The sequence below is a fragment of the Amycolatopsis antarctica genome (assembly GCF_002262875.1).
Classification (GTDB): domain Bacteria; phylum Actinomycetota; class Actinomycetes; order Mycobacteriales; family Pseudonocardiaceae; genus Amycolatopsis; species Amycolatopsis antarctica.
Genome location: NZ_NKYE01000011.1, coordinates 169,022 through 189,783, shown reverse-complemented (window position 1 = coordinate 189,783; position 20,762 = coordinate 169,022). Strand labels below are relative to the sequence as shown.

Genomic DNA, 20,762 nt, shown 5'->3' with positions numbered 1-20,762 from the left:
CATCACGACGCATGTCCCGGCGCACGGCGTGGACGTTCTGGCTCTTCGTCGGCCCGTTCGCCGCCGGGCTGGCAGTGTTCACCTACCTGCCCATCGGCTGGAGCACGTACCTCAGCTTCTTCGAGGCGCGCAACACGGTGAATCCCACGGTGTTCGTCGGCCTGGCCAACTACGCCGCGATGCTCACCGACGAGGCGTTCCTGTCCAGTCTCGGCACCTTCACCGCGTTCGCGGCGTTCATCGTGCCGCTGACCTTCGTGCTGTCCCTGGCACTGGCGATCGGGGTGAACCAGATCAGGGTGGCGCGTACCTTCTTCCGATCGGTGTTCTTCCTGCCGTTCGCGTGTTCGTACGTGGTCGCCTCGCTGATCTGGAAGACCTCCCTGTTCTCCGGGGTCGACTACGGGCTGGCGAACACCGTGCTCGGCCTGTTCGGCGCGGACCCGGTCGCCTGGGTGGGCACGACCGATCCGCCGTGGTACTGGCTGGTGCTCGTCTCGGCACGGCTGTGGTTGCAGCTCGGCTTCTACATGATCCTGTTCCTCGCCGCGCTGCAACGGATTCCGGATCACCTCTACGAGGCGGCGTGGACCGACGGGGCGAGCCCGGGCTGGCAGACGTTCCGGCACATCACCCTGCCGCAGTTGCGGGGGACGGCCGTCGCGGTGCTGATGCTGAACCTGATCAACGCCTTCCAGGCCTTCGACGAGTTCTACAACATCCTCGGCGACTCGCGCGGCTACCCGCCGTTCGGAAGGCCACCACTGGTGTACCTGTACTACACCTCGCTCGGCTCCGGTGGTCAGGATCTGGGCCGCGGCAGTGCGGGCGCCGTCATCCTCGCGCTGCTGATCGGGCTGGTGACCCTGTTGCACGGCAGGGTGTTCCGCTTCGGCAGGAGGGACGCCTGATGCCCGCGCGGAGGAACGGCACCCCGGTGCCCGTGGGCCACCGGCGCAGCCGCGCCGGCCGGATCGGCGCCCTCGCGCGCGCGGTCTGCCTTTCCGCGGCGGCGCTGCTGTTCCTGCTGCCGTTCTATCTGCTGTTGCGTAACGGACTGGCCGACCGCGCGGAGATCACCTCGCCGGGCTGGACCCTGCTGCCGGACACCCTGCGCTGGGAGAACGTCACGGAACTGTTCTCCGGCACCGAGATCCCGCTCGCCCGTAGCCTGCTCAACTCCACCGTGGTGGCGGTACTGCAGACCGCCGGCCAGCTTCTGCTCTGCTCGCTGGCCGGGTACGGGCTGGCTCGCATCCCGTACCGGCACGCCACGAAGGTGCTCTACGCGGTGGTGGCCAGCCTGCTCGTGCCGACGGCGGTCACCTTCGTGCCGAGTTTCGTGGTGGTCTCCAGCCTCGGCTGGCTGTCCGACCTGCGTGGCCTGATCGTGCCCGGCTTGTTCAGCGCGCTCAACGTCTTCCTGTTCCGCCAGTACTTCCTGGATTTCCCGGTCGAGCTGGAAGAGGCGGGCAGGCTCGACGGACTCAGCCGCTGGGGCGTGTTCTGGCGGGTCGTGGTGCCGAACACGCGCGGGTTCTTCGCCGCGCTCGCCGTGATCAACTTCATCGGAAGCTGGAACCAGTTCCTCTGGCCGCTGATCATCGCGCAGGACTCCTCGTCCTGGACGGTGCAGGTCGCCCTGTCGAGCCTGCTGACCGCGCAGAACCCGAAGATCAACCTGCTGTTCGCGGCCGCCGCCGTGTCGATCCTGCCGATCGTGCTGGTCTTCGTTGTGCTGCAACGGTATCTGGTGCGGGGGGTGGCCGAGACGGGGCTGAAGGGCTGATCCGCAACGGTCAGGCCCCGGGGTCCGGATCGGCCGCCCCCTCCCGTTCGTCCCGCTCGGCCCATTCCAGCAGCGGCGCCAGGGAGAAGGCGTCCTCGTCGATTCCCGCGTGCAGGTCGCCGAGCTTCGCGAACCGGCCGGGCATCGTGGCGATGGTGAAGTCACGCGGAGCGGCCTCGTCGATCTCGTCCCAGGCGAGCGGTGCAGACACGGTCGCCTCCGGCACGCCCCGGACCGAGTAGGCGCTCGCGATGGTGTGATCACGGGCGTTCTGGTTGTAGTCGACGAACAAGGCGCTCGGGTCCCGGTCCTTGCGCCACCAGGTCGTGGTGACCTCGGCCGACCGCCGTTCGAGTTCACGGGCGAATGCCAGCGCGGCCCGGCGCACCTCGCCGAACTCCCAGTCCGGGGCGATCCGGACGTAGATGTGCAGGCCACGGCCGCCGGAGGTCTTCGGCCAGCCGGTCACGCCCAGCTCGTCGAGGAGTTCGCGGGCGAGGTGAGCGACCCTGCGTACCGTCGCGTACCCGCAGTCCGGCATCGGGTCGAGGTCGATCCGCCACTCGTCGGGACGTTCGGTGTCGGACCGCCGGGAGTTCCACGGGTGGAACTCGACCGTCGACATCTGAACCGCCCAGATCACGTGCGCCAGCGTCGTCACGCACAGCTCGTCGGCGTGCCTGCCGTAGCGCGGGAAATGCACCCGCACGGTCTCCAGCCAGGGCGGTGCGCCGCGCGGGACCCGTTTCTGGTGCACCTTCTCGCCGGCGACACCTTCCGGGAACCGGTGCATCATGCACGGCCGTTCCCGTAGTGCCCGGACGATTCCGTCGCCCACGGCCAGGTAGTACCGGGCCAGGTCGAGCTTCGTCTCCCCGCGGGCGGGGAAGTACACCCGGTCCGGACTGGACAGCCGCACGGTGTGTTCGCCCGCGTCGAGTTCCACCGCCGGTGTCTTGCTCGTGGCCGCCATGGGGACAATCTAACGCCGGATGGCCCGGTTCGGCGCCGGCGAACCCGGCCGGGTGGCGGCCCCGGTACCGTGCGCGCGGGTGCGGAGCCTGTCGGCGGGTATGTCCCGAAGAGGGCCATGGTGTGGTGAATCAGTGCCGCATGACGGGAATGTTTCGGACCTTTCGTCCGTTCTGGGGCTATGCGATCGGTGGGTGCGGAGACACGGCTCGAAACCCGGCTTGCCCCGGACGACCTGGTGGTGGTTGCCGGCCTGCCCGGTGCCGGGAAGAGCACCCTGTTACGGGAGGCGAGAAACCTCGCGTCGGCAACGATCCTGGACTCCGACCAGGTGCGGGACTGGTTCTCCGCCACCATGCCCGGCTGGGTGCGGTACCGCTGGTATCGGCCGCTGGTCCATCTGGCCCACCGCGGCCGCATCGTGCTGTACGCCGCCCGGCGCACCGGCCCCGTGGTCGCGCACGAGCCCGCCACCCGGGCGAGCACGCGGGCGATGCTCGTGCTGATCGGTCTGCTGACCGGCAGGCGGCGGCATCTGCTCTGGGTCAGTGCCACCCCCGGTGAGGCGGAGGCCGGCCAGCGGGCTCGCGGACGGCAACTGGCCGGCCGGTCGTTCGCCCGGCATGTCCGCCGTGCCGAGCGGGTGGAACCGGTCGTCGCCGCCGGAGGCGTGCGCGGGTGGCATTCGGTCGTGGTGGTACACCGGCCGGCGTCGGGGGAACGGCTCGTCCTGCGCCCGGTACGCGATCGGCCGGACAAGTCCACAAAGGACGCTTCTGACGATGTTGTTCCCTGGTCTCCCGAATCGGGCACGCCCTAATCCCGAACGGAGCGACCGGCGTACTCCGGAGCCGGCACGATCCGCTCCCGCAGTCGGTCCGTGACGGCGCCGGGGAACGGTGCGGCCCGGGACCCGGTCACGTGCACGGCGAGCAGTTCCTCGGTGGCCACCAGCCTGTCCTCGGCGTACATCTCGTGGCACAGGCGGACCTTCCTGGCGCCCACCGAGAGCACCACGGTGGTCACCAGCAGATCCGTTCCTGGCGCCACCTCGTGCAGATACCGCACGTGTGCCTCGGCGGTGTGCAGCGAGGACCCGGTCTCGGCGCGGTACCGCTCACCGAGACCGGTCAGCTCCATCAGGTTCGTCGTGGCGTCACCGAACACCAGCACGTAGTACGGCTCGCTGAGGTGACCGTTGTAGTCGATCCACTCAGGACGGACCGTCGCGCGATGCCGCGCGGGTGCGGTGTTCATCGCGAACCCCGGTCGCGGGCCTGGGCGACCGCACGGCGTACCGCGATGATCGCCCGGTCCCGCTCGGCGACCAGCTCGGCGATGGAGCGTTCCCCGGCCTCCTCGGCACACCCCGACACCATGGCGTCGCGCAGCTCACCGGTCAGTTCCGGGGCCGTGAGCCGGGTCCACGGCGACCGCAGTGAGGGGCCGAAGTGGTCCAGCATGTGTGCCATACCGCCCTCGCCACCGGCGAGATGGAAGGTCAGGCAAGGACCCTGCGCCGGCCACCGCAGCCCGGGCCCCTCGGTGATCGCCGTGTCGATCTGCTCGACGGTCGCCTCGCCGTTGGCCACCATGTGCAGCGCCTCCCGCCACAACGCCTCCTGCAGCCGGTTGGCGATGAAGCCGGGCAGCTCACGGTCCATCGTGATCACCGATTTCCCGACCCGCCGGTAGAAGGCGGCCGCCTCCGCCACCGCCCAGGGTTCGGTGAGCTCGCCACCGACCACCTCGACGAGCGGGATCAGGTAGGGCGGGTTGAACGGGTGGCCGACCACGAGCCTGCCCGGAGTGCGCGCATCCGCCTGCATCTCGGTCATGCCGTAGCCGGAGGTCGAGGACGCCACCACCACGTTCTGCCCGGCCGCGGCGTCGATGTCGGCGAGCAGCCGCCGTTTCGCCGGCAGCTTCTCCGGTCCGCTCTCCTGTACGAAGTCCGCGCCCTCGACGGCGGCGGCGAGGGTGCCGAACACGGTCAGCGCGTCGCGGCTCGCACCCTCGGCCAGGCCGATTTCGGTGAGGGCGGGCCACGCGCGGTCGATCAGCGTGCGTAGCTTCTCCTCCGCGTCCGGGGCCGGATCCCAGGCGTGCACCCGGAATCCACGGGCGAGGAAGTGCGCCGCCCAGCCGCCGCCGATCACTCCCGCGCCGACACAGGCGACCGTCCTGATCTCACGCATCGCCGACCTCCTTCAGGCCGAGCAGTGCCCTGGCCCGATCCGGTGTGGCGACGGTGCCGCCGACGTCGTGCACGATCCGGGCGGCGCGCTCCACGAGTTGCCCGTTGCCCGCCTTGACCCCCTTCGCCAGGTACAGGTTGTCCTCCAGGCCGACCCGCACGTGACCACCGAGGACGGCGGACTGCGCCACCCAGCGCATCTGGTCGCGGCCGATAGCGAACGAGGCCCACTGCGCATGGTCGGGAAGCATCCCGACCATGGCGTGCAGCAGTCCGGTGTCGGCGGGCGCGCCGTACGGGATTCCCATGCAGAGCTGGAACAACGGCGGCGGATCGATCAGCCCCTCCTCGATCAGCTTCGTGGCGAACCAGAGCTGGCCGGTGTCGAAGATCTCCAGCTCGGGTTTCACGCCGAGCTCCTGGATCCGGCGCGCACCCGCGCGCAGCATGTCCGGGGTGGACACGTAGAGCTGGCTGCCCTCGCCGAAGTTCAGCGATCCGCAGTCCATCGTGCAGATGTCCGGCAGCAGTTCCTCCACGTGGGGCAGGCGTTCGAGGCCGTTGACCAGGTCCGTGCCGTCCACCGGCTTGAGCGGATCCTCCTGGTCGATGACGAGGTCGCCGCCCATGCCCGCGGTCAGGTTGACCACCACGTCCACGCCGCTGTCCCGGATCCGCCGCACGGTCTCCCGGTAGAGGGCGACCTCGCGCGAACCCTGTCCGGTGTCGAGGTCGCGGACGTGGATGTGCACCACGGCGGCGCCGGCGTTCGCCGCTTCGACCGCGGACCGGGCGATCTGCTCGGGGGAGACCGGCACGTAGGGACTCTTGCGCACGGTGTCCCCGGCCCCGGTGAGAGCACAGGTGATGATGGTGTCGGTCATGGCCGTCCTTTCGAGACAAGGTCGCGTTCGATGAAGTCGTGCAGGTGCGCGCGCATGGCAGGCACCGAACTGCCGGGCCTGCCGGTGAGCACCCCGATGCCGAGGCCGTCGATGAGCGAGGTCAGCGCCGCGGTCGCGCGCTCCGGGTCCTGATCGCGGAACACTCCCTGTGCCTGCCCGGTGCGGATGGTCATCGCGATGGTCCGGTACCAGCGGTCGTAGGAATCCCAGTAGAGGGAACGGATCGCGGGGTTCAGCGCACTCTCGTTCCACACCTGCAACCAGACCGACCACTCCGCCCGGAGTTCGCCGTCCGCGGGAAGCTGGAGTTCGACCAGCAGCAGCAGGCGCTCACGTGCGTCGTCGATGGTGTGCAGTTGCGCGACCTGCCGGTCGAAAGCCAGTTTCACGTTGTGCCGCAGGGCTTCGTGCAGCACGTCCTGTTTCGTCGGGAAGTGGTGGTGGATCGCGGCTGTGCTCGTCGCGCACGCCTCGGCGATGTCCGCGATACGGACGTGGTGGTACCCCCGCTCGGCGATCAGTTGCCAGGCCGTCCGCAGAATCCGGGACCGCGGCCCGCCGTCGGTGCCGTCACCGGGCCGGACGGTGCGGGCCGCCGGTGCGGGCACCGCCGTCACGGTGCCGGCCTCGTCGCTGCCGTGCAGCAGCCAGTTGACGGTGACCCCGCAGTGCCGGGCGATGTCGACCAGTTCCCCGGCGGAGAACCGCCGCCGTCCGGCCAGCGCCTTCGACAGCTTCGTCTCCTCCAGCCCGATCGCACCGGCGAACTCGCGTTGCGGACGCCGCGTCGCCGCGATCAGGCCGCGGACGCGGTCCGGTACCGACCGGGCTGGATGCATGACCGAACGGTAACCAGAACCTTGCGAATATCGCAAGGCATGTGATTGTCGTCAGCCAGAAATCGCGTTTCTGTAACAGGTTCACGCAGGCGTACCGATCCGCGAGTCGGTAGCGTGCTACTCCGGCCGGGCTGCGCGGGCGAACACCTCAGTCGGTGAACCGCGCGCGTAACCGGTTCTTCTGCAGCTTCCCGGTCGGTGTGCGCGGCAACTCGTCGACGAACTCGACGCCGCGCGGTGCCTTGTAGTGGGCGATGCGCTCGCGGACGAACCCGATCAGTTCCCGCTCGAGCTCCGCGCCGGGAAGGACATTCGCGCTCGGCGCTACGAAGGCCATGACCTGCTCGCCCATCTCGGCGTCCGGAACGCCGATCACCGCGATGTCGTGCACCTTGGGGTGCATGGTGAGAGCGTTCTCGATCTCCTGCGGATAGATGTTCACACCGCCGGAGATGATCATGAACGCCTTGCGGTCGGTGAGGAACAGGTAGCCGTCCCGGTCGAGATAGCCGACGTCGCCGGTGGTGGTCCAGTGCGGGTGGGACGGGTGCTGTGCGCCCGCGGTCTTCTCCGGATCGTTGTGGTAGCTGAACACCGCCTCGTCCCGTTCGAAGTAGACCAGGCCGATCTCACCTGTGGGCAGTTCCCGGCCGTCGTCCTCGCAGACGTGCAGGACGCCGAGTCCGGCCCTGCCGACGGTGCCCGGCCTTTCCAGCCACTCCTGCGGGCCTACCAGGGTGATCCCGTTGCCCTCGGTCGCCGCGTAGTACTCGTGCAGGATCGGCCCCCACCAGTCGAACATCGCCCGTTTCACCTCCGTCGGGCAGGGCGCGGCGGCGTGTACGGCGACCCGGTGGGTGGACAGGTCGAAGCGGTCGCGCCGCTCGGGCGGCAATTTGAGCATCCGCACGAACATCGTCGGGACCCACTGGCTGTGTGTGACCCGATGACGCTCGATGGCGGCCAGGGCGTCGAACGGCTCGAATCCCGGCATCACCACCACGGTGCCGCCGCGGGCGTGCACGAAACCGGCGAAGCGCAGTGGCGCCGAGTGATAGAGGGGAGCGGGACACAGGTAGACGGTGTCGCCGTCGAAACCGTACATCTCGCCGAACAGCGCGACATGCGGTTCGTCCGGATCGCCGACCCTGCGGTCGTCGAGCGGTGCCTTGACGGCCTTGGGCAGTCCGGTCGTGCCGGAGGAGTAGAGCATGTCCGAGCCGGCGCGGTCGTCCTCCAGCGCGACCGTTCCCGCCGCGGCCAGCGCGCTCTCGTAGTCCCCGTGTCCCTCGACGTCACCGTCGAACGCCAGCCTGGCCAGGACGGCGGGCGTCTCGTCGGCGATCGCTCGGGCGAGGTCGGCCTTGGCGCCGGAGACGATGAGGACCTTCGCCCCGCAGTCGTTGACGATGTAGGCGATCTCGGCGGGCTTGAGGTTGTGGTTGATCGCGGTGATGTAGAGGCCGCTGCGGATCGCGGCCCAGTAGACCTCGCTGTAGCGCGGGCTGTTCCCGGCGAGCAAAGCGACATTGTCGCCCCGGCGCAGGCCCTGCTCGTGCAGGTACCGGGACAGTCGGATCGAGCGCTCGTCGAGTTGCGCGTAGGTGAGGGTTTCGCCGGTGTCGGACATGACCACGGCCGGGCGGTCCGGCGACAATCGCGCATAGGTACCCGGATACATGAGTCCGCCTCCTCGTCGAGAGCGATCCGCCACCGCGACCCGGTGCGCTCGGTGAGCATGCCCAACCTGTCCGCGACGGGTCAACGGCGCTGCCGGCACGCGGTCGCCGGGCGGACTTCGTGGCACTGCTCGGCGACCGCGTGCCGGATTCGTCCCGGGTGAGACCTGCTGTGCCCGGTGTTCCTGCAGCGTGCCGAGGACGATCCGCTCATCACCGAGCGCCACTTCGGGCGCCTGCCACGATTGCATCCCGGTGCCGCGGTCTCCCGCCCGCACGAGGGTGGCCACTCGCGGCTGATCGCCCGGCCCGAGGACTAGGTGCGGGAACTCGTCACCTTCCTGAACCGGGCCGGCGCGTGACCGGCGTCGCTCGGTGACCACCGACACAGCGGGCGACGGCCGGCCCGTGCGGGGTCGTTCGCCCCGCGTGCGCCGGGTGTGCCCGGCGTGGTGCGGCCGGATCGCCGGATCGGCTGCCTGAACGGACCTTGCGAACCGTCCTGCCAATATGGTTAGGCTTACCTAAAGGCGCTGAACTGTGCCCGGATGCGAGAGGATGGTCGGTGTCTGGTGGAGACGCGAGAAGTGGCACCTCCGCCCGTTCCGGTCCTCGGCGCCCCGTGGTCGCTGCGCACGGTCCGTGACACGGCGGAGGACATCGGTCTGGTGCACCAGTGGATGAACCGCCCTCACCTCGCCGCAGGCTGGGGTCAGGACTGGCCGCTCGGCCGGTGGACCGACGAGATCCGGACACAGCTCGCGGGCCTGCGCTCGCGTCCGTGCCTGGTGTCGCACGAGGGCAGACTGTTCGCCTACGTCGAGATCTACCGGCCCGCGCTGGACCCACTCGCCGGCTACTACCCGGCGGCGGGCACCGATCTGGGTATGCACACCGCCATCGCCGCCGTGGAGGACACCGGGCGCGGCTTCGGTTCCCGGCTGCTGTCCGCGGTTCCGGACGCGCTGCTGGCGGCGGACCCGGACTGCGCGCGCGTCGTCGCCGAGCCGAGGTCGAGCAACCTCGCCGCGATCGGGGCCAAACAGCGGGCGGGGTGGGTGAAGGGCGAACAGATCGAACTTCCGCACAAGGTCGCGACACTCATGTTCCGGTACCGGGGCGCCGGGCAACGCTGACGATCCCGACAACGCAGATAACACCGACATTTTCGCAATCGAACAATTCACCGCAAGCCGAGAGAGGTTCTCCGTGCCGAGTCCGATGCCGGAAGAAGTCCACGATGTCCACGACGTGATCGGCATCGGTTTCGGGCCGTCGAACCTCGGACTCGCCGTCGCGATCGAGGAACGGAACCGCCGCGGCGCCCCTGAGGACCGGGTGAGCGCGCTGTTCCTGGAGAAGCAGGAGACTTTCGGCTGGCATCGGGGAATGCTGATCGAGGACGCCACCATGCAGGTGTCGTTCCTCAAGGATCTGGTGACCCTCCGAGATCCGGCGAGTTCGTTCTCTTTCCTTTCCTATCTGCACGCGCGGCATCGTCTGGTGGACTTCATCAATCACAAGGAGTTCTTCCCGACCAGGATCGAGTTCCACGACTATCTGGAATGGGTCGCGGGCAGGCTCGGTCATCTCGCGCGGTTCGGTAGTGAGGTGACCGACATCCGCCCGGTGCGGACCGACTCCGGCCTCGAACTGTTCGACGTGGTGGTCGGCGGTCCCGGCGGGATCTCACGGACCTACCGGACGCGCAACGTGTCCCTCGCACTGGGGCTGCGGCCGCACCTGCCGGACTGGGCGGGTGAGAGCGACCGGGTCACGCACAACCGTGACCTGATGTTCGACCTGCCGGGATTCGCCGACGGGCCCGGCGGCCGGTTCCTGGTCGTGGGCGCGGGGCAGAGCGCCGCCGAGACGGTGGCCTGCCTGCACCGCGAGTACCCGGAGGCCGAGGTGTACGGAGCCTTCTCCCGGTACGGTTACGCGCCCGCCGACAACAGCGCGTTCGTCAACCAGATCTTCGACCCGGCCGCGGTGGACGACTTCTTCGTCGCGCCCGACGAGGTCAAGGACATGATCTTCGAATACCACAAACAGGCGAACTACTCGGCCGTCGACCTCGACCTGATCGACGACCTGTACCACCGGATGTACGTGGAGAAGGTCAACGGCCGGCAGCGGTTGCACATGCTGAAGGCGTCCAAGGTGGCCGGGGTACGGCCGCGCGGGCGCACGGTGTCCGCGACCATCGAGTTCCTCACCACCGGGGTGCGCGAGGAGATCGAGTTCGACGCGATCGTCTGTGCGACCGGGTATCGCGGGTTCGATCCGTCCACCTTGCTGGGGGAGGTGACGCGGTACTGCGTGCGCGACGACTCCGGTTCCCTGCGCGTGCTGCGCGACTACCGGGTGGAGACCTCGCCGGAGGTTCACGGTGGTGTGTACCTGCAGGGTCCGACCGAGCGCACCCACGGCATCTCGTCCACGCTGCTGTCCAACGTCGCGATCCGCGCCGGGGAGATCCTCGAGTCCCTGCTGGCGCGCCGCGAGTCGGCCAGGGCCGCGAGCGCCGCCGACGGCGAATCCCGCCGGCTGGCGATGGAGAGCCGGTGACGCTCCCCGAGGGGCCACGAGCCCTTCGATTATGGTTAGCCTAACCTTTGACGCGCGCTGATGATCCGCACCGCGTCCGCCGCACCCCGGGACACGTTCCGGAGAACGAGAGAGTAGGTCAGATGACAACTGCGAGCCAAGAGCAGGTCGTCGAGGTCGAGCCGTTCCTGCACGCCGAGGCACAGGTCGTCCGCGCCGAGCGGATCACGCCCAGCATGGTGCGTGTCCGATTCGGCGGGCCCGCCCTCGCGGCCCTCACCTCCGGCGGACCGGACCAGCGGGTGAAGATCTTCCTCCCGCGGCCCGGCCAGATCGTTCCCGAGGTGCCGACCGGAGCCGACTGGTACGCCCGCTACCGGGAGATGCCCGACGAGCGCCGCCCGGCGATGCGGACCTACACCGTCCGTTCCGCGGACCGCGCCACCGGTGAGCTCGACATCGACTTCGTGCAGCACGGCGACACCGGTCCGGCGTCGGCATGGGCCGCACGTGCGCAGCCGGGCGACCAGGTGGTCATCTGGGGGCCGAACGTCGAGGCTCCCGTGGTGCTCGGCAGCGACTACGCGCCGCCGGCGGACAGCGACTGGCAGCTCATCGCCGGAGACGAGACCGCGCTGCCCGCCATCGGCGGCATCGTCGAAGGGCTCGCCGAGGGCGTCCGGGCGAAGGTGTTCGTCGAGATTCCCGAGGACGCCGACCGTCAGGAGTTCGCCCCCACCCGGGCGGACGTCGACATCGTGTGGCTGCCCCGTGAGGGCGTCACGGCCGGGCGCAGCTCGGTGCTGGTCGACACGATCCGCGCCGCGGTACTGCCCGACGGCGCGCCGTACGCCTGGATCGCCGGTGAGGCCGGCGGCGTCCGCGAACTGCGCAGGCACCTGGTCAACGAGCGGGAGTTCGACCGCAAGCGCATCCACTTCTGCGGGTACTGGCGGGCAGGCAAGTCCGAGGACGCCCCGTACGAGGCGAGCGACCAGCAGGACTGAGGCACGGCCGAGCAGCGGAACCGAGGGGCGATGACGACCGGAGAGCAGGCGAGACCGCGGGGCGCGGCCGATCCGTCCGCCGTTCTGCGCGCGCGGGACGGGGACGAGTGGCGGCTGCTCGCCTGGTGCCTGCGTCGTCGCTGGGCGCTGGTGCTGGGTGCCGTCGCCGGGGGCACGGTCTTCCAGGGCGCCTCGGTGGCGTTCCCGCTGTTCGTGCAGTTCGCCATCGACGACGGCATCCACCCGGGCAACATGGCGGCCACGGCACGCTGGGCCAGCGTGATCGTCGCACTGGCACTGGTGCTGGTCGCGGGGCTTGCCCTGATGCAGACCCTGATCACCACCGTCGCGGTGCGCACCACCAACGAGCTGCGCGGCGCGCTGCTCGATCGCGCGCTGCGCCTGGACCGCCGGTCGCTTGCCGCGTTCGGCCGCGGCGACCTGGTCACCAGGGGCACCCGCGATGTGGACGTGGTGCACGCCTGGCTGTTCGGTGTCGCCTCGATGATCACCGGCTGCTTCGGCTTCGGCACCATCCTGGTGTTGATCGCCGCGCAGGACGCGCTGCTCGCCATCGTGGGACTGGCCACCGTCCCGGTGCTGATCGTGCTGAACATCGTGCTGCCCAAGCGTTTCGGTGCCGCGAACGCCCGACTGTCGGCGGCTCATGGCGCCCGCGCCGACGCGGTGGAGGAACTGCTCGCCGCCAGCGCCGCGGTTCGCGGTATCGGCGGCGAGGGGCCTCTGCTCGAGCGGCACGCCGCGCGCAGCGCGACGGTGGCCGAGGAGACGGTCGCCACCGCCAGGATCGCGGCGAGCTGGGCGGCCGGTGCGCCGTTCGTCCCCGGCGCGGCCACGGCGGTCGGACTCCTGGTCGGCGGGCAGGCGGTGATCGCCGGTTCGCTGACCATCGGCGGGCTGGTCGCGTTCAGCAGCTGGATGAGCATGCTCGGCGTCTGGGTCGGTGTCCTCACCAGCCGGTTCACCCAGCTCGGCGAAGCGGTCACGGCCGGTCGGCGGATCAACGAGGTCCTGCTGAGTACGCCCTCGGTGGTCTCCCCGGAGAGGCCGGAGCGGCTGCCGGCGCGCGCGGCGCTGCGGGTGGACGGCGTACGGGTGGACGACGAGCGTGGCACCGTGCTCGGACCCGTCGATCTGGTCGCGGAGCCCGGCGAGCTGGTCGCCGTGACGGGACCGATCGGCGCGGGGAAGTCCTTGCTGCTGCGGCTGATCAGCCGCTGGGAGGACCCGGATGAGGGCACGGTGAGCTACGGCGGGGTGGACCTGCGCAGGGCCGGGCTCACCGAGGTGCGGCGTCGTCTCGTGTTCGTGCCGCAGCGCCCGGCCATGGTGTCCGGGACGATCGCCGAGAACCTGCGGATCGGCCGGTCCGGGCTGACCGACGCCGAGCTGCGCGATGCCTGCCGGGTCGCGGCCATCGACGAGCACATCGCCGCCCTCCCGGACGGCTACGACACCCCGGTCGGCGAGCAGGGATCGACGTTGTCCGGCGGGCAGCTCCAACGGCTCGCGCTCGCCAGGGCGGTACTGCACGGGGCGGACGTCCTGGTGCTCGACGACGTGACCTCCGCCGTCGACGCCGGGACCGAGCGCCTCCTGCTCGACCGCCTGCGCGCCTGGTCCCAAGTGGACGGTTCCGCGCGAACGGTCGTGTTCGCCGGGCATCGGGACGCGGTCGTCGCGGCGGCCGACCGGGTCGTGGTGCTGCCGGGGCGCGGCACCGGCACCGCCGAGTTCGACCGGATGCCGGCGGGTGAGCGCGTTGGCTGACGTCCCCGTCCTCACCGAGAGCCCGGCCCAGTCCGGCGTTCTCCGCCGCGCCTGGCCGCACCTGCGCCCACACCGCGGCTCCATCGCCGTCGCCGTCACGCTCAGCCTGCTCGCGACCCTGTCGATGACCCTGCTGCCGCCCGTCGTCGGCTGGGCGATCGATCAGGTCGAAGAGGGCGACGGCACCGGCCTCTACCTCGCCGCGGCCATGTTCGCCGCGCTGGTCACCGGCCGGATGGTGCTGCTGCGCACGGCGGAGCTGTGGCTGGCACGCGCCGGCGAGCGGGTGGTGCGCACCCTGCGCGAGACCGCGGTGGCACGGCTGGCCTCGGCGCCGCTGCGCTTCCTCGAAGCCCAGCGTTCCGGCGACCTGCTGCGCCGCACCACCAGCGAGATCGCCGACCTCGCCTCGTTCGTCCGCTCGGATCTGCCGGACCTGCTGGCCGTCGCCGGATACCTCGTCTTCACCACCACGGTCCTGCTGTTCTATTCCTGGCAGCTCACCCTGGTGCTCGTCCTCGTGTTCCTGCCGCCCGCGGTGCTGGCGATGCGCTGGTTCCAGCGCGGAGCCAGGACCGCGTTCGCCGAGGAGGCCGCCGAACGGGCGACCGTCGCGGCCACCTACCGCGAGGGCGTCGAGGCGCAGGAGCTGCTGGCCTCGCGTGGCGCGGAAACCGAGTGGGCGCGCCGATTCGACCGGGACAACGAGAAGCTCCACCGGGCGGCGTTCCGCTCGGAGATCGTGGTTCTGCGGTCCAGCGGGGTGACGCTCGCGCAAGGCGTCGCCGACGCCGCGATCCTGGTCCTGGGCGGGCTGCTGGTCATCGGCGGCGGTATGCCGGTCAGCACGGTCGCCGTGTTCGTCCTGGCGATGCGCCAGCTCTTCGAATCGGCCAACCAGCTCACCGCCCTCATCGGCCAGTTGCAGACCTCCCGGGTCGGACTGGCCCGCCTGCTCGACCTGCTCGACACCACGGCGCGAGTGGACACCGGCTCGGCAGGCGGCGGGCAGGCCGAGATCGGCGAACGTGGAACCCTGCACGCCGACGCCCTCCACTATTCCTATGTGGACGGTGTGTGGGTGCTACGCGACGTCTCCTGCGACTTCCCGGCGGGTTCCCGCTCGGCGCTGGTGGGCCCCACCGGTTCCGGCAAGACCACGCTGGCCAAGCTGCTGGCCGGACTCTACGAACCGGACGGGGGCCAGGTTCGCTTCGCCGGGGTGCCGCTGGCCGACATCCCACCGGGGGAACTGCGCAAGCGGATCATGCTCATCCCGCAACGGGTGCACGTCGTCACCGGCACCGTGCGGGAGAACCTGCGACTGGTCCCCTCCTCTCCGGATGACGAACGGCTTTCGTGGGCGCTGGGTGAGCTCGGCCTGCTGCCCTGGATCGAGGGGCTCGCCGACGGCCTGGACACCGAGGTGAGTGCCACCGGTGACACCCTGTCGGCCGGTGAGCGGCAGCTCATCGGACTGGTGCGGGCGGCACTCGTCGATCCCGCCGTGCTGATCCTCGACGAGGCCACCGCCGACGTCGACCCGGTCACCGCGGAGCGCATCGAGACCGCACTCGACCGCCTGCGTGCGGACCGCTCGCTGATCGTCATCGCGCACCGGCAGTCCACCATCGACCGGTTGCCGCACGCCGTCCGCCTGCACGAGGGACGGACGGCGCGCTCCGAGCCAGAGCCGAGCCGCCCGTGAGCGCACCCACCGGCTCCGTCGCCCGTGAGGTGGTCCGGCTACCGGGACGCGGCCGCGGGTCGCGCCGGACCCGGGCCGGCCTGCGGGCGGGTGGTCTGCTCCTGGTCGCGGCGATCCTGCTGGCCGTGGTGCTGGTCAGTGTCTCGGTGGGGTCGAAGGCGATCCCGATCGACGTGGTCTGGCGGGCGATCGTCGACAACGACGGTTCCTACGACGCCGGCGTGGTCTGGGACCAGCGGATGCCGCGGACGCTCCTGGGCGCTGCGGTCGGCGCGGCGCTCGGGGTGGCCGGGGCGCTGATGCAGGCACTGACCCGTAATCCGCTCGCCGACCCCGGTCTGCTGGGGGTGAACGCGGGTGCCTCCGCCGCCGTGGTCGGCTCGGTCCTACTGTTCGGCCTCACAGATCTGTCCGACTACGTGTGGTTCGCCTTCGGCGGGGCCGCGATCGCGAGCGTGGTCGTCTACGTACTGGGCTCGGCCGGGCGCGGCGGCGCCACCCCGGTCCGGCTCGCGCTCGCCGGGACCGTGGTGACCGCGGTGCTCTCCGGACTGATCACCGCCATCACCACCACGGACGCGAAGTCCTGGCAGCTCATGCGGTTCTGGACCATCGGGTCACTGGTGAACCGCGGCGTGGACGTCCTGCTGCAGGTGCTGCCGTTCGTGCTGATCGGGCTCGCGATCGCGCTGGTCCTGACCTCGTCGCTGAACGCGATCTCGCTGGGCGACCAGGTTGGCCGCGCGCTCGGTGCGCACGTGGGCCGCACCAGGATCCTCGCTGGGCTGGCCGTGGTGCTGCTCTGCGGTGGGGCGACGGCCGCTGCGGGCCCGATCGTGTTCGTGGGTCTCGCCGTGCCGCATGCCGTGCGTGCCGTGGTCGGGCCGGACTACCGCTGGGTGGTGCCCTACTCGATGCTGGTGGCGCCGATCCTGCTGCTGGGATCCGACACGCTCGGCCGGGTGATCCTGTCCTCGGGTGAGCTTGAGGTCGGGGTGATGACGGCGATCGTCGGCGCGCCGGTCTTCGTGTACCTGGTGCGGCGCAGGCAGGTGACCCGGCTGTGACGGTTCGGGCACCCGAGGCCGGACCTCCCGTCCGGCAGGCATCCGGGCAGCGGCGCAAGGTGGTGCGGCTGTGGGACGGCCGCGTCTCGGCGCGGATCGGCAGGCGCGCGACCGTGGTCGCGGTGTGCCTGCTCGCGCTCGCCGCCGCCGCCCTCGTCGCCGCGCTGCTCGTCGGCAGCTACCCGATCTCGTTCGGCGCGGTGTTCCGTGCCCTCGCGGGCAACGGCACCCGGCAGCAGTTGTACTTCGTCAACGACGTGCGTCTGCCACGAGTGCTGGTCGCACTGCTGGTGGGCGCCGCACTCGCCGTCGCCGGGGCGATCTTCCAGAGCCTGACCGGGAATCCGCTCGGCAGTCCGGACATCATCGGCTTCAACGGCGGTGCCGCGGCCGGTGCGCTCGTGGTGATGCTGGTGCTCGACGACGGCAGCCTTCTCTCCAGCGGCATCGGCGCGGTACTGGGCGGGGCGGTGGTCGCGGTCCTGGTGTACGTCCTCGCCTACCGCGACGGAGTGCAGGGCTACCGGCTCGTCCTGGTAGGCGTCGGCGTGAGCGCCTTGCTGTCCGCCGGGATCGCCTATCTGCTCAGCCGCGCGGAGCTCACCGACTCGATGAACGCCCAGGTGTGGATGGTCGGCAGCCTGAACGGGCGCGACTGGGAGCAGGTGTGGACCCTGGTCGCGGTCCTGGCGGTCGCCCTGCCCGCCGCGTTCGCGCTGAACCGCCGGCTCGTCGCGCTCGAACTCGGCGAGGAGGCGGCCACGGCGCTGGGGTTGTCGGTACGCCGCACCCGGCAGTCGGCGATCGCGGTGTCGGTGGTGCTGAGCGCCGTCGCCGTCGCGACGGCGGGGCCGATCACGTTCGTCGCGCTCGCCGCGCCGCAGATAGCGAAGCGGCTGGCACGCTCCGCCGGACCGTCCCTGGTCACCTCGGCGCTGACCGGAGCGTGCCTGCTCGCGCTGGCGGATCTCGCCGCCCAGACGGTGATCCCGCGCACCCAGCTCCCGGTCGGCGTGGCGACGGTGGTGCTGGGTGGCCTGTATCTCGGCTGGCTGCTGGCGGGGGAGGCCCGTCGCGGCCGGGCGTGACCCGCCGTCGATCGGGACCGGTTCTTCGTCACACATTTGTCGCATGTGTTCACCCAGTTGATTAGGGTAGGTTTACCTAAATCGACGAGTCGGCCAGCGGGCGGCCGGCGTTGTGAGTGTGGAGAAAGCGGACCATGACGAACCCCTTCGATGACGAGGACGGCACGTTCCTGGTGCTGGTGAACGAGGAGAACCAGCACTCGCTGTGGCCCGCCTTCGCCGAGGTTCCGGCCGGGTGGACCACTGTGCGGCCCGAGGGCACCCGTCAGGAATGTCTCGACTACGTGGAGGCGAACTGGACGGACATGCGGCCGAGGAGCCTCGCCGAGGCGATGGACGCACCGGAAACCGGCCGGCGGTGAACGAGCGGCAGGACCACCCGGAACGGGTACCCGGCGTCAACCGGCGTGACTTCCTGATCAAGGCCGGGGCCGCCGGAGTGCTCGCGGTCGGCGTCGGGCAGGTCACGCTCGAATCGATGCCGTCCGGTGGAGGCGCCCCGGCAGGGAGTGCCGCCGCTCCCGCGGCCACGCACCACGGTCACGGTGCCGGCGCGGGGCCCGGCCGGGTCGCCGAGGTGGCGCTCACCCGCAGGGAACCGGCTGCCGGTACCGCGGCAGGAATCGAGGCGTTCCGCGATCCGCTGCCGACCCCGCCGGTGCGTACCGGCCGCGCGGCCGACGGCGTCGACCAGTTGTCCGTGCGGATGCGCCCGGCCACCGTCCGCCTGCACTCCCAGCTCCCGCCGTCCACGGTCTGGGGTTACGACGGCGTGTTCCCCGGTCCGACCATCGAGGCGCGCCGGGGCAGGCCACTACGGGTCACCTGGATCAACGAGCTGTCCGGCGTGTACCCGCTGCCCGCCGTCGAGCTCCCGTTCGACGAGAACGCCGACCCGTACCAGTGGGACCGCCCAGGTCGCGAGGGCGTGCAGCCCAGGGTGGATGTCGCGGCGCTTCCCCCGTGGACCTCCGTGCACCTGCACGGGGCGTTCAGCAACGGCAGCAGCGACGGCTGGGCCGAGGACGCGGTGCTGCCCGGCAACGGCCAGCCCGCCGAGTACTCGAACGACCAGCCGGCGACCGCGCTCTGGTACCACGACCACGCCATGCACATCACCCGCTGGAACGTGATGTCCGGACTGCTCGGCGCCTACCTGATCCGGGACGAGGAGGAGGACGCGCTGCGGCTGCCCTCCGGTGACCGGGAGATCCCGCTGATCATCTGCGACCGCAACTTCGACACCGACGAGCGGGGCGGGCTCACCGGCACGGTGCTGCACAAGACCACGGTGATGCGTACCGATCCGCTGCGCCAGGTCCGTTCCTTCGCGGGTCCGTACACCCTCGTCAACGGCATCGTCTGGCCGCACAAGGACGTCCGCCCCCGGTGGTATCGCTTCCGGATGGTCAACGCCTCCAACACCCGGCCGTACGACGTGCGGCTCGTGACCGAGGAAGGGCAGCCCGTGCCCCCGGGGACGATCTTCCAGATCGGCACCGACTCCGGGCTGATGCCCGCGCCGGTGGACGTGCGGGACGGGTTCGGTCTCGCCGCCTCCGAACGGGCCGACATCCTGATCGACTTCGGCGCGCTGGCGGGAACGCGGCCACGGCTGCGCAACATCAACTACGACCCGGGTCCCTGGCCCGACTTCCTGGAGTTCCGGGTGGGCGGTGGCCGGGAGCGGGACGACTTCCGGCCACCGCGCGTGCTGTCCCGGTCGTTCGAGAGGGTGACCGAGGCCTCGCTGCGGGAGAGCCACCCCGAGCTGCCGGAGCGGATGGTCATGGTGACCCCGGTCGGCGTCGGACACGCCCAGCAGTGGGAGATGGCCCGCGTCGACGCCCCGCCGGGCCCGTTCCCGATCGACGGCATCGTGCAGGTGCGGGAGAAGGACGGGGCGGTCACCACCTGGCAGCGCAGGGCGTGGAAGTGGTACGACCCGGTGCAGTTCGCCGTGGAGTCGGGTTCCTGGGAACGGTGGCGGTTCCTGAACCTGGACTTCTCCGGCTGGCCGCACCCGATGCACATCCACGTCGTCGCGTTCCAGCCGCTGTCGCGCGAGCTGTACGACATCGAGGGATTTCAGTCCATCGACCTGCCCGGCGGCGGGATCGGTGGTGGCACGGCGGTGCCGGTCGCCCACCAGGAGACCGTCGGGATACAGCCGTACGAGCAGGGTTGGAAGGACGTCGTCAACGTCGGCGCCGGGGAACTGGTCGACGTGGCGGCGAAGTTCGCCGACGTGAGCGGCCGGTTCGTCTACCACTGCCACATGTTCGAGCACGAGGACATGGGAATGATGCGGCCCTTCGTGGTGCAGCCGAAGGAGGTTCTCGCGATCGCGCGGGCCATGGAGCACGAGACCGGTCACGGGCACTGAGCGGTCGGCGAGTCCGGACGCCGCGGGCGCGGCGGGCAGCGGGCGCGCGGAAACAGGCGCGCGTACAGAGAGGAAGTCAGGCAGTGTCGGTGGTGCGGGTACCGGGCGGTTCCGGCGAGCGGTTGCCGTTGACGGCGGCGCAGGCCGGTGTGTGGTTCGGCCAGCGGCTCGACCGCTCCAGCCCGGCGTACAACACCGCGGAGTACGTGGAGATCCATGGCGAGCTGGACGAGCGCGCGTTCACCGAGGCGCTGCGGTCCACCCTCGCCGAGGCGGACATCTTCTCCGTCCGGTTCGGCGAGGACGGCGACGTGCCCTGGCAGCACACCGGCGCCGCCGCCCCGCCAGGACTATCCATTATGGACTTGACCGGGGCGGTGGACCCGGACCGGCGCGCACGCGAGTGGATGGACGCCGACCTCGCGGTGGCGGCCGACCTGGAAGGCGGGACGCTGGCGACCGAGGCGCTGCTCCGCGTCGGCGCGCGGCGATACCTGTGGTACCAGCGCTGTCACCACATTCTGCTCGACGGCTACGGCTTCACGATCGTCGCCAGGAGAGTCGCCGAGCGGTACACGGCCCTGGACGCGGGTGCCGAGCCCCCGGCCAACCCGTTCCGGCCGCTCGCCGACCTCGTCACCGAGGACGCCGCCTATCGCGAATCGCCCGCGTATGCCGCCGACCGGCGGTTCTGGGCGGACCGGATGGCGGACCGGCCGGATCCGGCGTCGCCCGCGAGGCCCGCCGCCCCGGCCCACGGCTTCCTCCGCGAGCGGGCCACCGT

General features: G+C 70.6%; 20 protein-coding genes (1 of these 20 cut by a window edge). 14 read left to right on the top strand and 6 right to left on the bottom strand.

What is annotated here, in order from left to right:
- The first annotated feature begins 11 nt into the window (after positions 1-11).
- A complete protein-coding gene (locus CFN78_RS18580) occupies positions 12-911 on the top strand; it encodes a carbohydrate ABC transporter permease (RefSeq protein ID WP_094864111.1) in 900 nt (299 codons plus the stop codon).
- Complete coding sequence (locus CFN78_RS18575; RefSeq protein ID WP_094864110.1) at positions 911-1,789, top strand: carbohydrate ABC transporter permease; 879 nt, start codon at positions 911-913, stop codon at positions 1,787-1,789. Before CFN78_RS18580 ends, CFN78_RS18575 begins: the two co-directional genes overlap by 1 nt.
- 10 nt (positions 1,790-1,799) lie before the next feature.
- Here the strand turns inward: CFN78_RS18575 and ligD are convergent, their stop codons facing one another.
- A complete protein-coding gene (gene ligD, locus CFN78_RS18570) occupies positions 1,800-2,762 on the bottom strand; it encodes a non-homologous end-joining DNA ligase (protein ID WP_094864109.1) in 963 nt (320 codons plus the stop codon).
- A gap of 180 nt (positions 2,763-2,942) precedes the next feature.
- On the opposite strand from ligD, the gene CFN78_RS18565 reads away from it, so the two are divergent.
- Entirely contained in the window at positions 2,943-3,581 is a 639-nt protein-coding gene (locus CFN78_RS18565; RefSeq protein ID WP_094864108.1) for a P-loop nucleotide/nucleoside kinase family protein, read from the top strand.
- Here the strand turns inward: CFN78_RS18565 and CFN78_RS18560 are convergent.
- The 5 genes from CFN78_RS18560 to CFN78_RS18540 all read right to left on the bottom strand — a co-directional run bounded on the left by CFN78_RS18560 (position 3,578) and on the right by CFN78_RS18540 (position 8,383).
- Positions 3,578-4,018 carry a thioesterase family protein gene (locus CFN78_RS18560; protein WP_094864107.1) on the bottom strand — a complete coding sequence of 147 codons (441 nt, stop codon included), beginning with the start codon at positions 4,016-4,018 and terminating at the stop codon, positions 3,578-3,580. The two genes, CFN78_RS18565 and CFN78_RS18560, sit on opposite strands and share 4 nt — an antisense overlap.
- Positions 4,015-4,959, bottom strand: coding sequence for a 3-hydroxyacyl-CoA dehydrogenase NAD-binding domain-containing protein (locus tag CFN78_RS18555; protein WP_094864106.1), 945 nt, complete (start codon positions 4,957-4,959; stop codon positions 4,015-4,017). Before CFN78_RS18555 ends, CFN78_RS18560 begins: the two co-directional genes overlap by 4 nt.
- The gene (locus CFN78_RS18550) at positions 4,952-5,842 is read right to left on the bottom strand and encodes a beta-keto acid cleavage family enzyme (protein ID WP_094864105.1); all 891 of its coding nucleotides are present in this window, start codon (positions 5,840-5,842) and stop codon (positions 4,952-4,954) included. The genes CFN78_RS18555 and CFN78_RS18550 overlap by 8 nt, the downstream gene beginning before the upstream one ends.
- A complete protein-coding gene (locus tag CFN78_RS18545; protein WP_094864104.1) occupies positions 5,839-6,702 on the bottom strand; it encodes a TetR/AcrR family transcriptional regulator in 864 nt (287 codons plus the stop codon). The genes CFN78_RS18550 and CFN78_RS18545 overlap by 4 nt, the downstream gene beginning before the upstream one ends.
- Positions 6,703-6,850: 148 nt before the next feature.
- Complete coding sequence (locus tag CFN78_RS18540; protein WP_094864103.1) at positions 6,851-8,383, bottom strand: acyl-CoA synthetase; 1,533 nt, start codon at positions 8,381-8,383, stop codon at positions 6,851-6,853.
- Between the two features lie 177 nt (positions 8,384-8,560).
- On the opposite strand from CFN78_RS18540, the gene CFN78_RS29225 reads away from it, so the two are divergent.
- The 11 genes from CFN78_RS29225 to CFN78_RS18490 all read left to right on the top strand — a co-directional run.
- Entirely contained in the window at positions 8,561-8,701 is a 141-nt protein-coding gene (locus CFN78_RS29225) for a hypothetical protein (protein ID WP_165777615.1), read from the top strand.
- Between the two features lie 267 nt (positions 8,702-8,968).
- Positions 8,969-9,517: a GNAT family N-acetyltransferase gene (locus CFN78_RS18535; RefSeq protein WP_240519533.1), complete on the top strand. Its 549-nt coding sequence runs from the start codon at positions 8,969-8,971 to the stop codon at positions 9,515-9,517.
- Positions 9,518-9,590: 73 nt separating this feature from the next.
- Complete coding sequence (locus CFN78_RS18530; RefSeq protein ID WP_338065538.1) at positions 9,591-10,952, top strand: lysine N(6)-hydroxylase/L-ornithine N(5)-oxygenase family protein; 1,362 nt, start codon at positions 9,591-9,593, stop codon at positions 10,950-10,952.
- Positions 10,953-11,074: 122 nt separating this feature from the next.
- Complete coding sequence (locus CFN78_RS18525) at positions 11,075-11,938, top strand: siderophore-interacting protein (protein WP_094864100.1); 864 nt, start codon at positions 11,075-11,077, stop codon at positions 11,936-11,938.
- Positions 11,939-11,968: 30 nt separating this feature from the next.
- Positions 11,969-13,729 carry an ABC transporter ATP-binding protein gene (locus tag CFN78_RS18520; RefSeq protein WP_094864099.1) on the top strand — a complete coding sequence of 587 codons (1,761 nt, stop codon included), beginning with the start codon at positions 11,969-11,971 and terminating at the stop codon, positions 13,727-13,729.
- The gene (locus CFN78_RS18515) at positions 13,713-15,437 is read left to right on the top strand and encodes an ABC transporter ATP-binding protein (RefSeq protein WP_240519532.1); all 1,725 of its coding nucleotides are present in this window, start codon (positions 13,713-13,715) and stop codon (positions 15,435-15,437) included. The genes CFN78_RS18520 and CFN78_RS18515 overlap by 17 nt, the downstream gene beginning before the upstream one ends.
- On the top strand, positions 15,434-16,504 hold the full coding sequence (locus tag CFN78_RS18510; protein WP_240519531.1) for a FecCD family ABC transporter permease: 1,071 nt from the start codon (positions 15,434-15,436) through the stop codon (positions 16,502-16,504). Before CFN78_RS18515 ends, CFN78_RS18510 begins: the two co-directional genes overlap by 4 nt.
- Positions 16,501-17,592, top strand: a complete 1,092-nt coding sequence (locus CFN78_RS18505; RefSeq protein WP_094864098.1) for a FecCD family ABC transporter permease — start codon at positions 16,501-16,503, stop codon at positions 17,590-17,592. Before CFN78_RS18510 ends, CFN78_RS18505 begins: the two co-directional genes overlap by 4 nt.
- Positions 17,593-17,726: 134 nt before the next feature.
- Positions 17,727-17,954 carry an MbtH family protein gene (locus CFN78_RS18500; RefSeq protein WP_094864097.1) on the top strand — a complete coding sequence of 76 codons (228 nt, stop codon included), beginning with the start codon at positions 17,727-17,729 and terminating at the stop codon, positions 17,952-17,954.
- Positions 17,951-19,978, top strand: coding sequence for a multicopper oxidase family protein (locus CFN78_RS18495; RefSeq protein WP_205660560.1), 2,028 nt, complete (start codon positions 17,951-17,953; stop codon positions 19,976-19,978). Before CFN78_RS18500 ends, CFN78_RS18495 begins: the two co-directional genes overlap by 4 nt.
- 83 nt (positions 19,979-20,061) lie before the next feature.
- Positions 20,062-20,762: the start of a non-ribosomal peptide synthetase gene (locus CFN78_RS18490; RefSeq protein WP_110495011.1), read on the top strand. It continues 16,048 nt past the right edge of the window; 701 of the gene's 16,749 nt are visible here — the first part of the coding sequence; the start codon lies at positions 20,062-20,064; its stop codon lies off the right edge, out of view.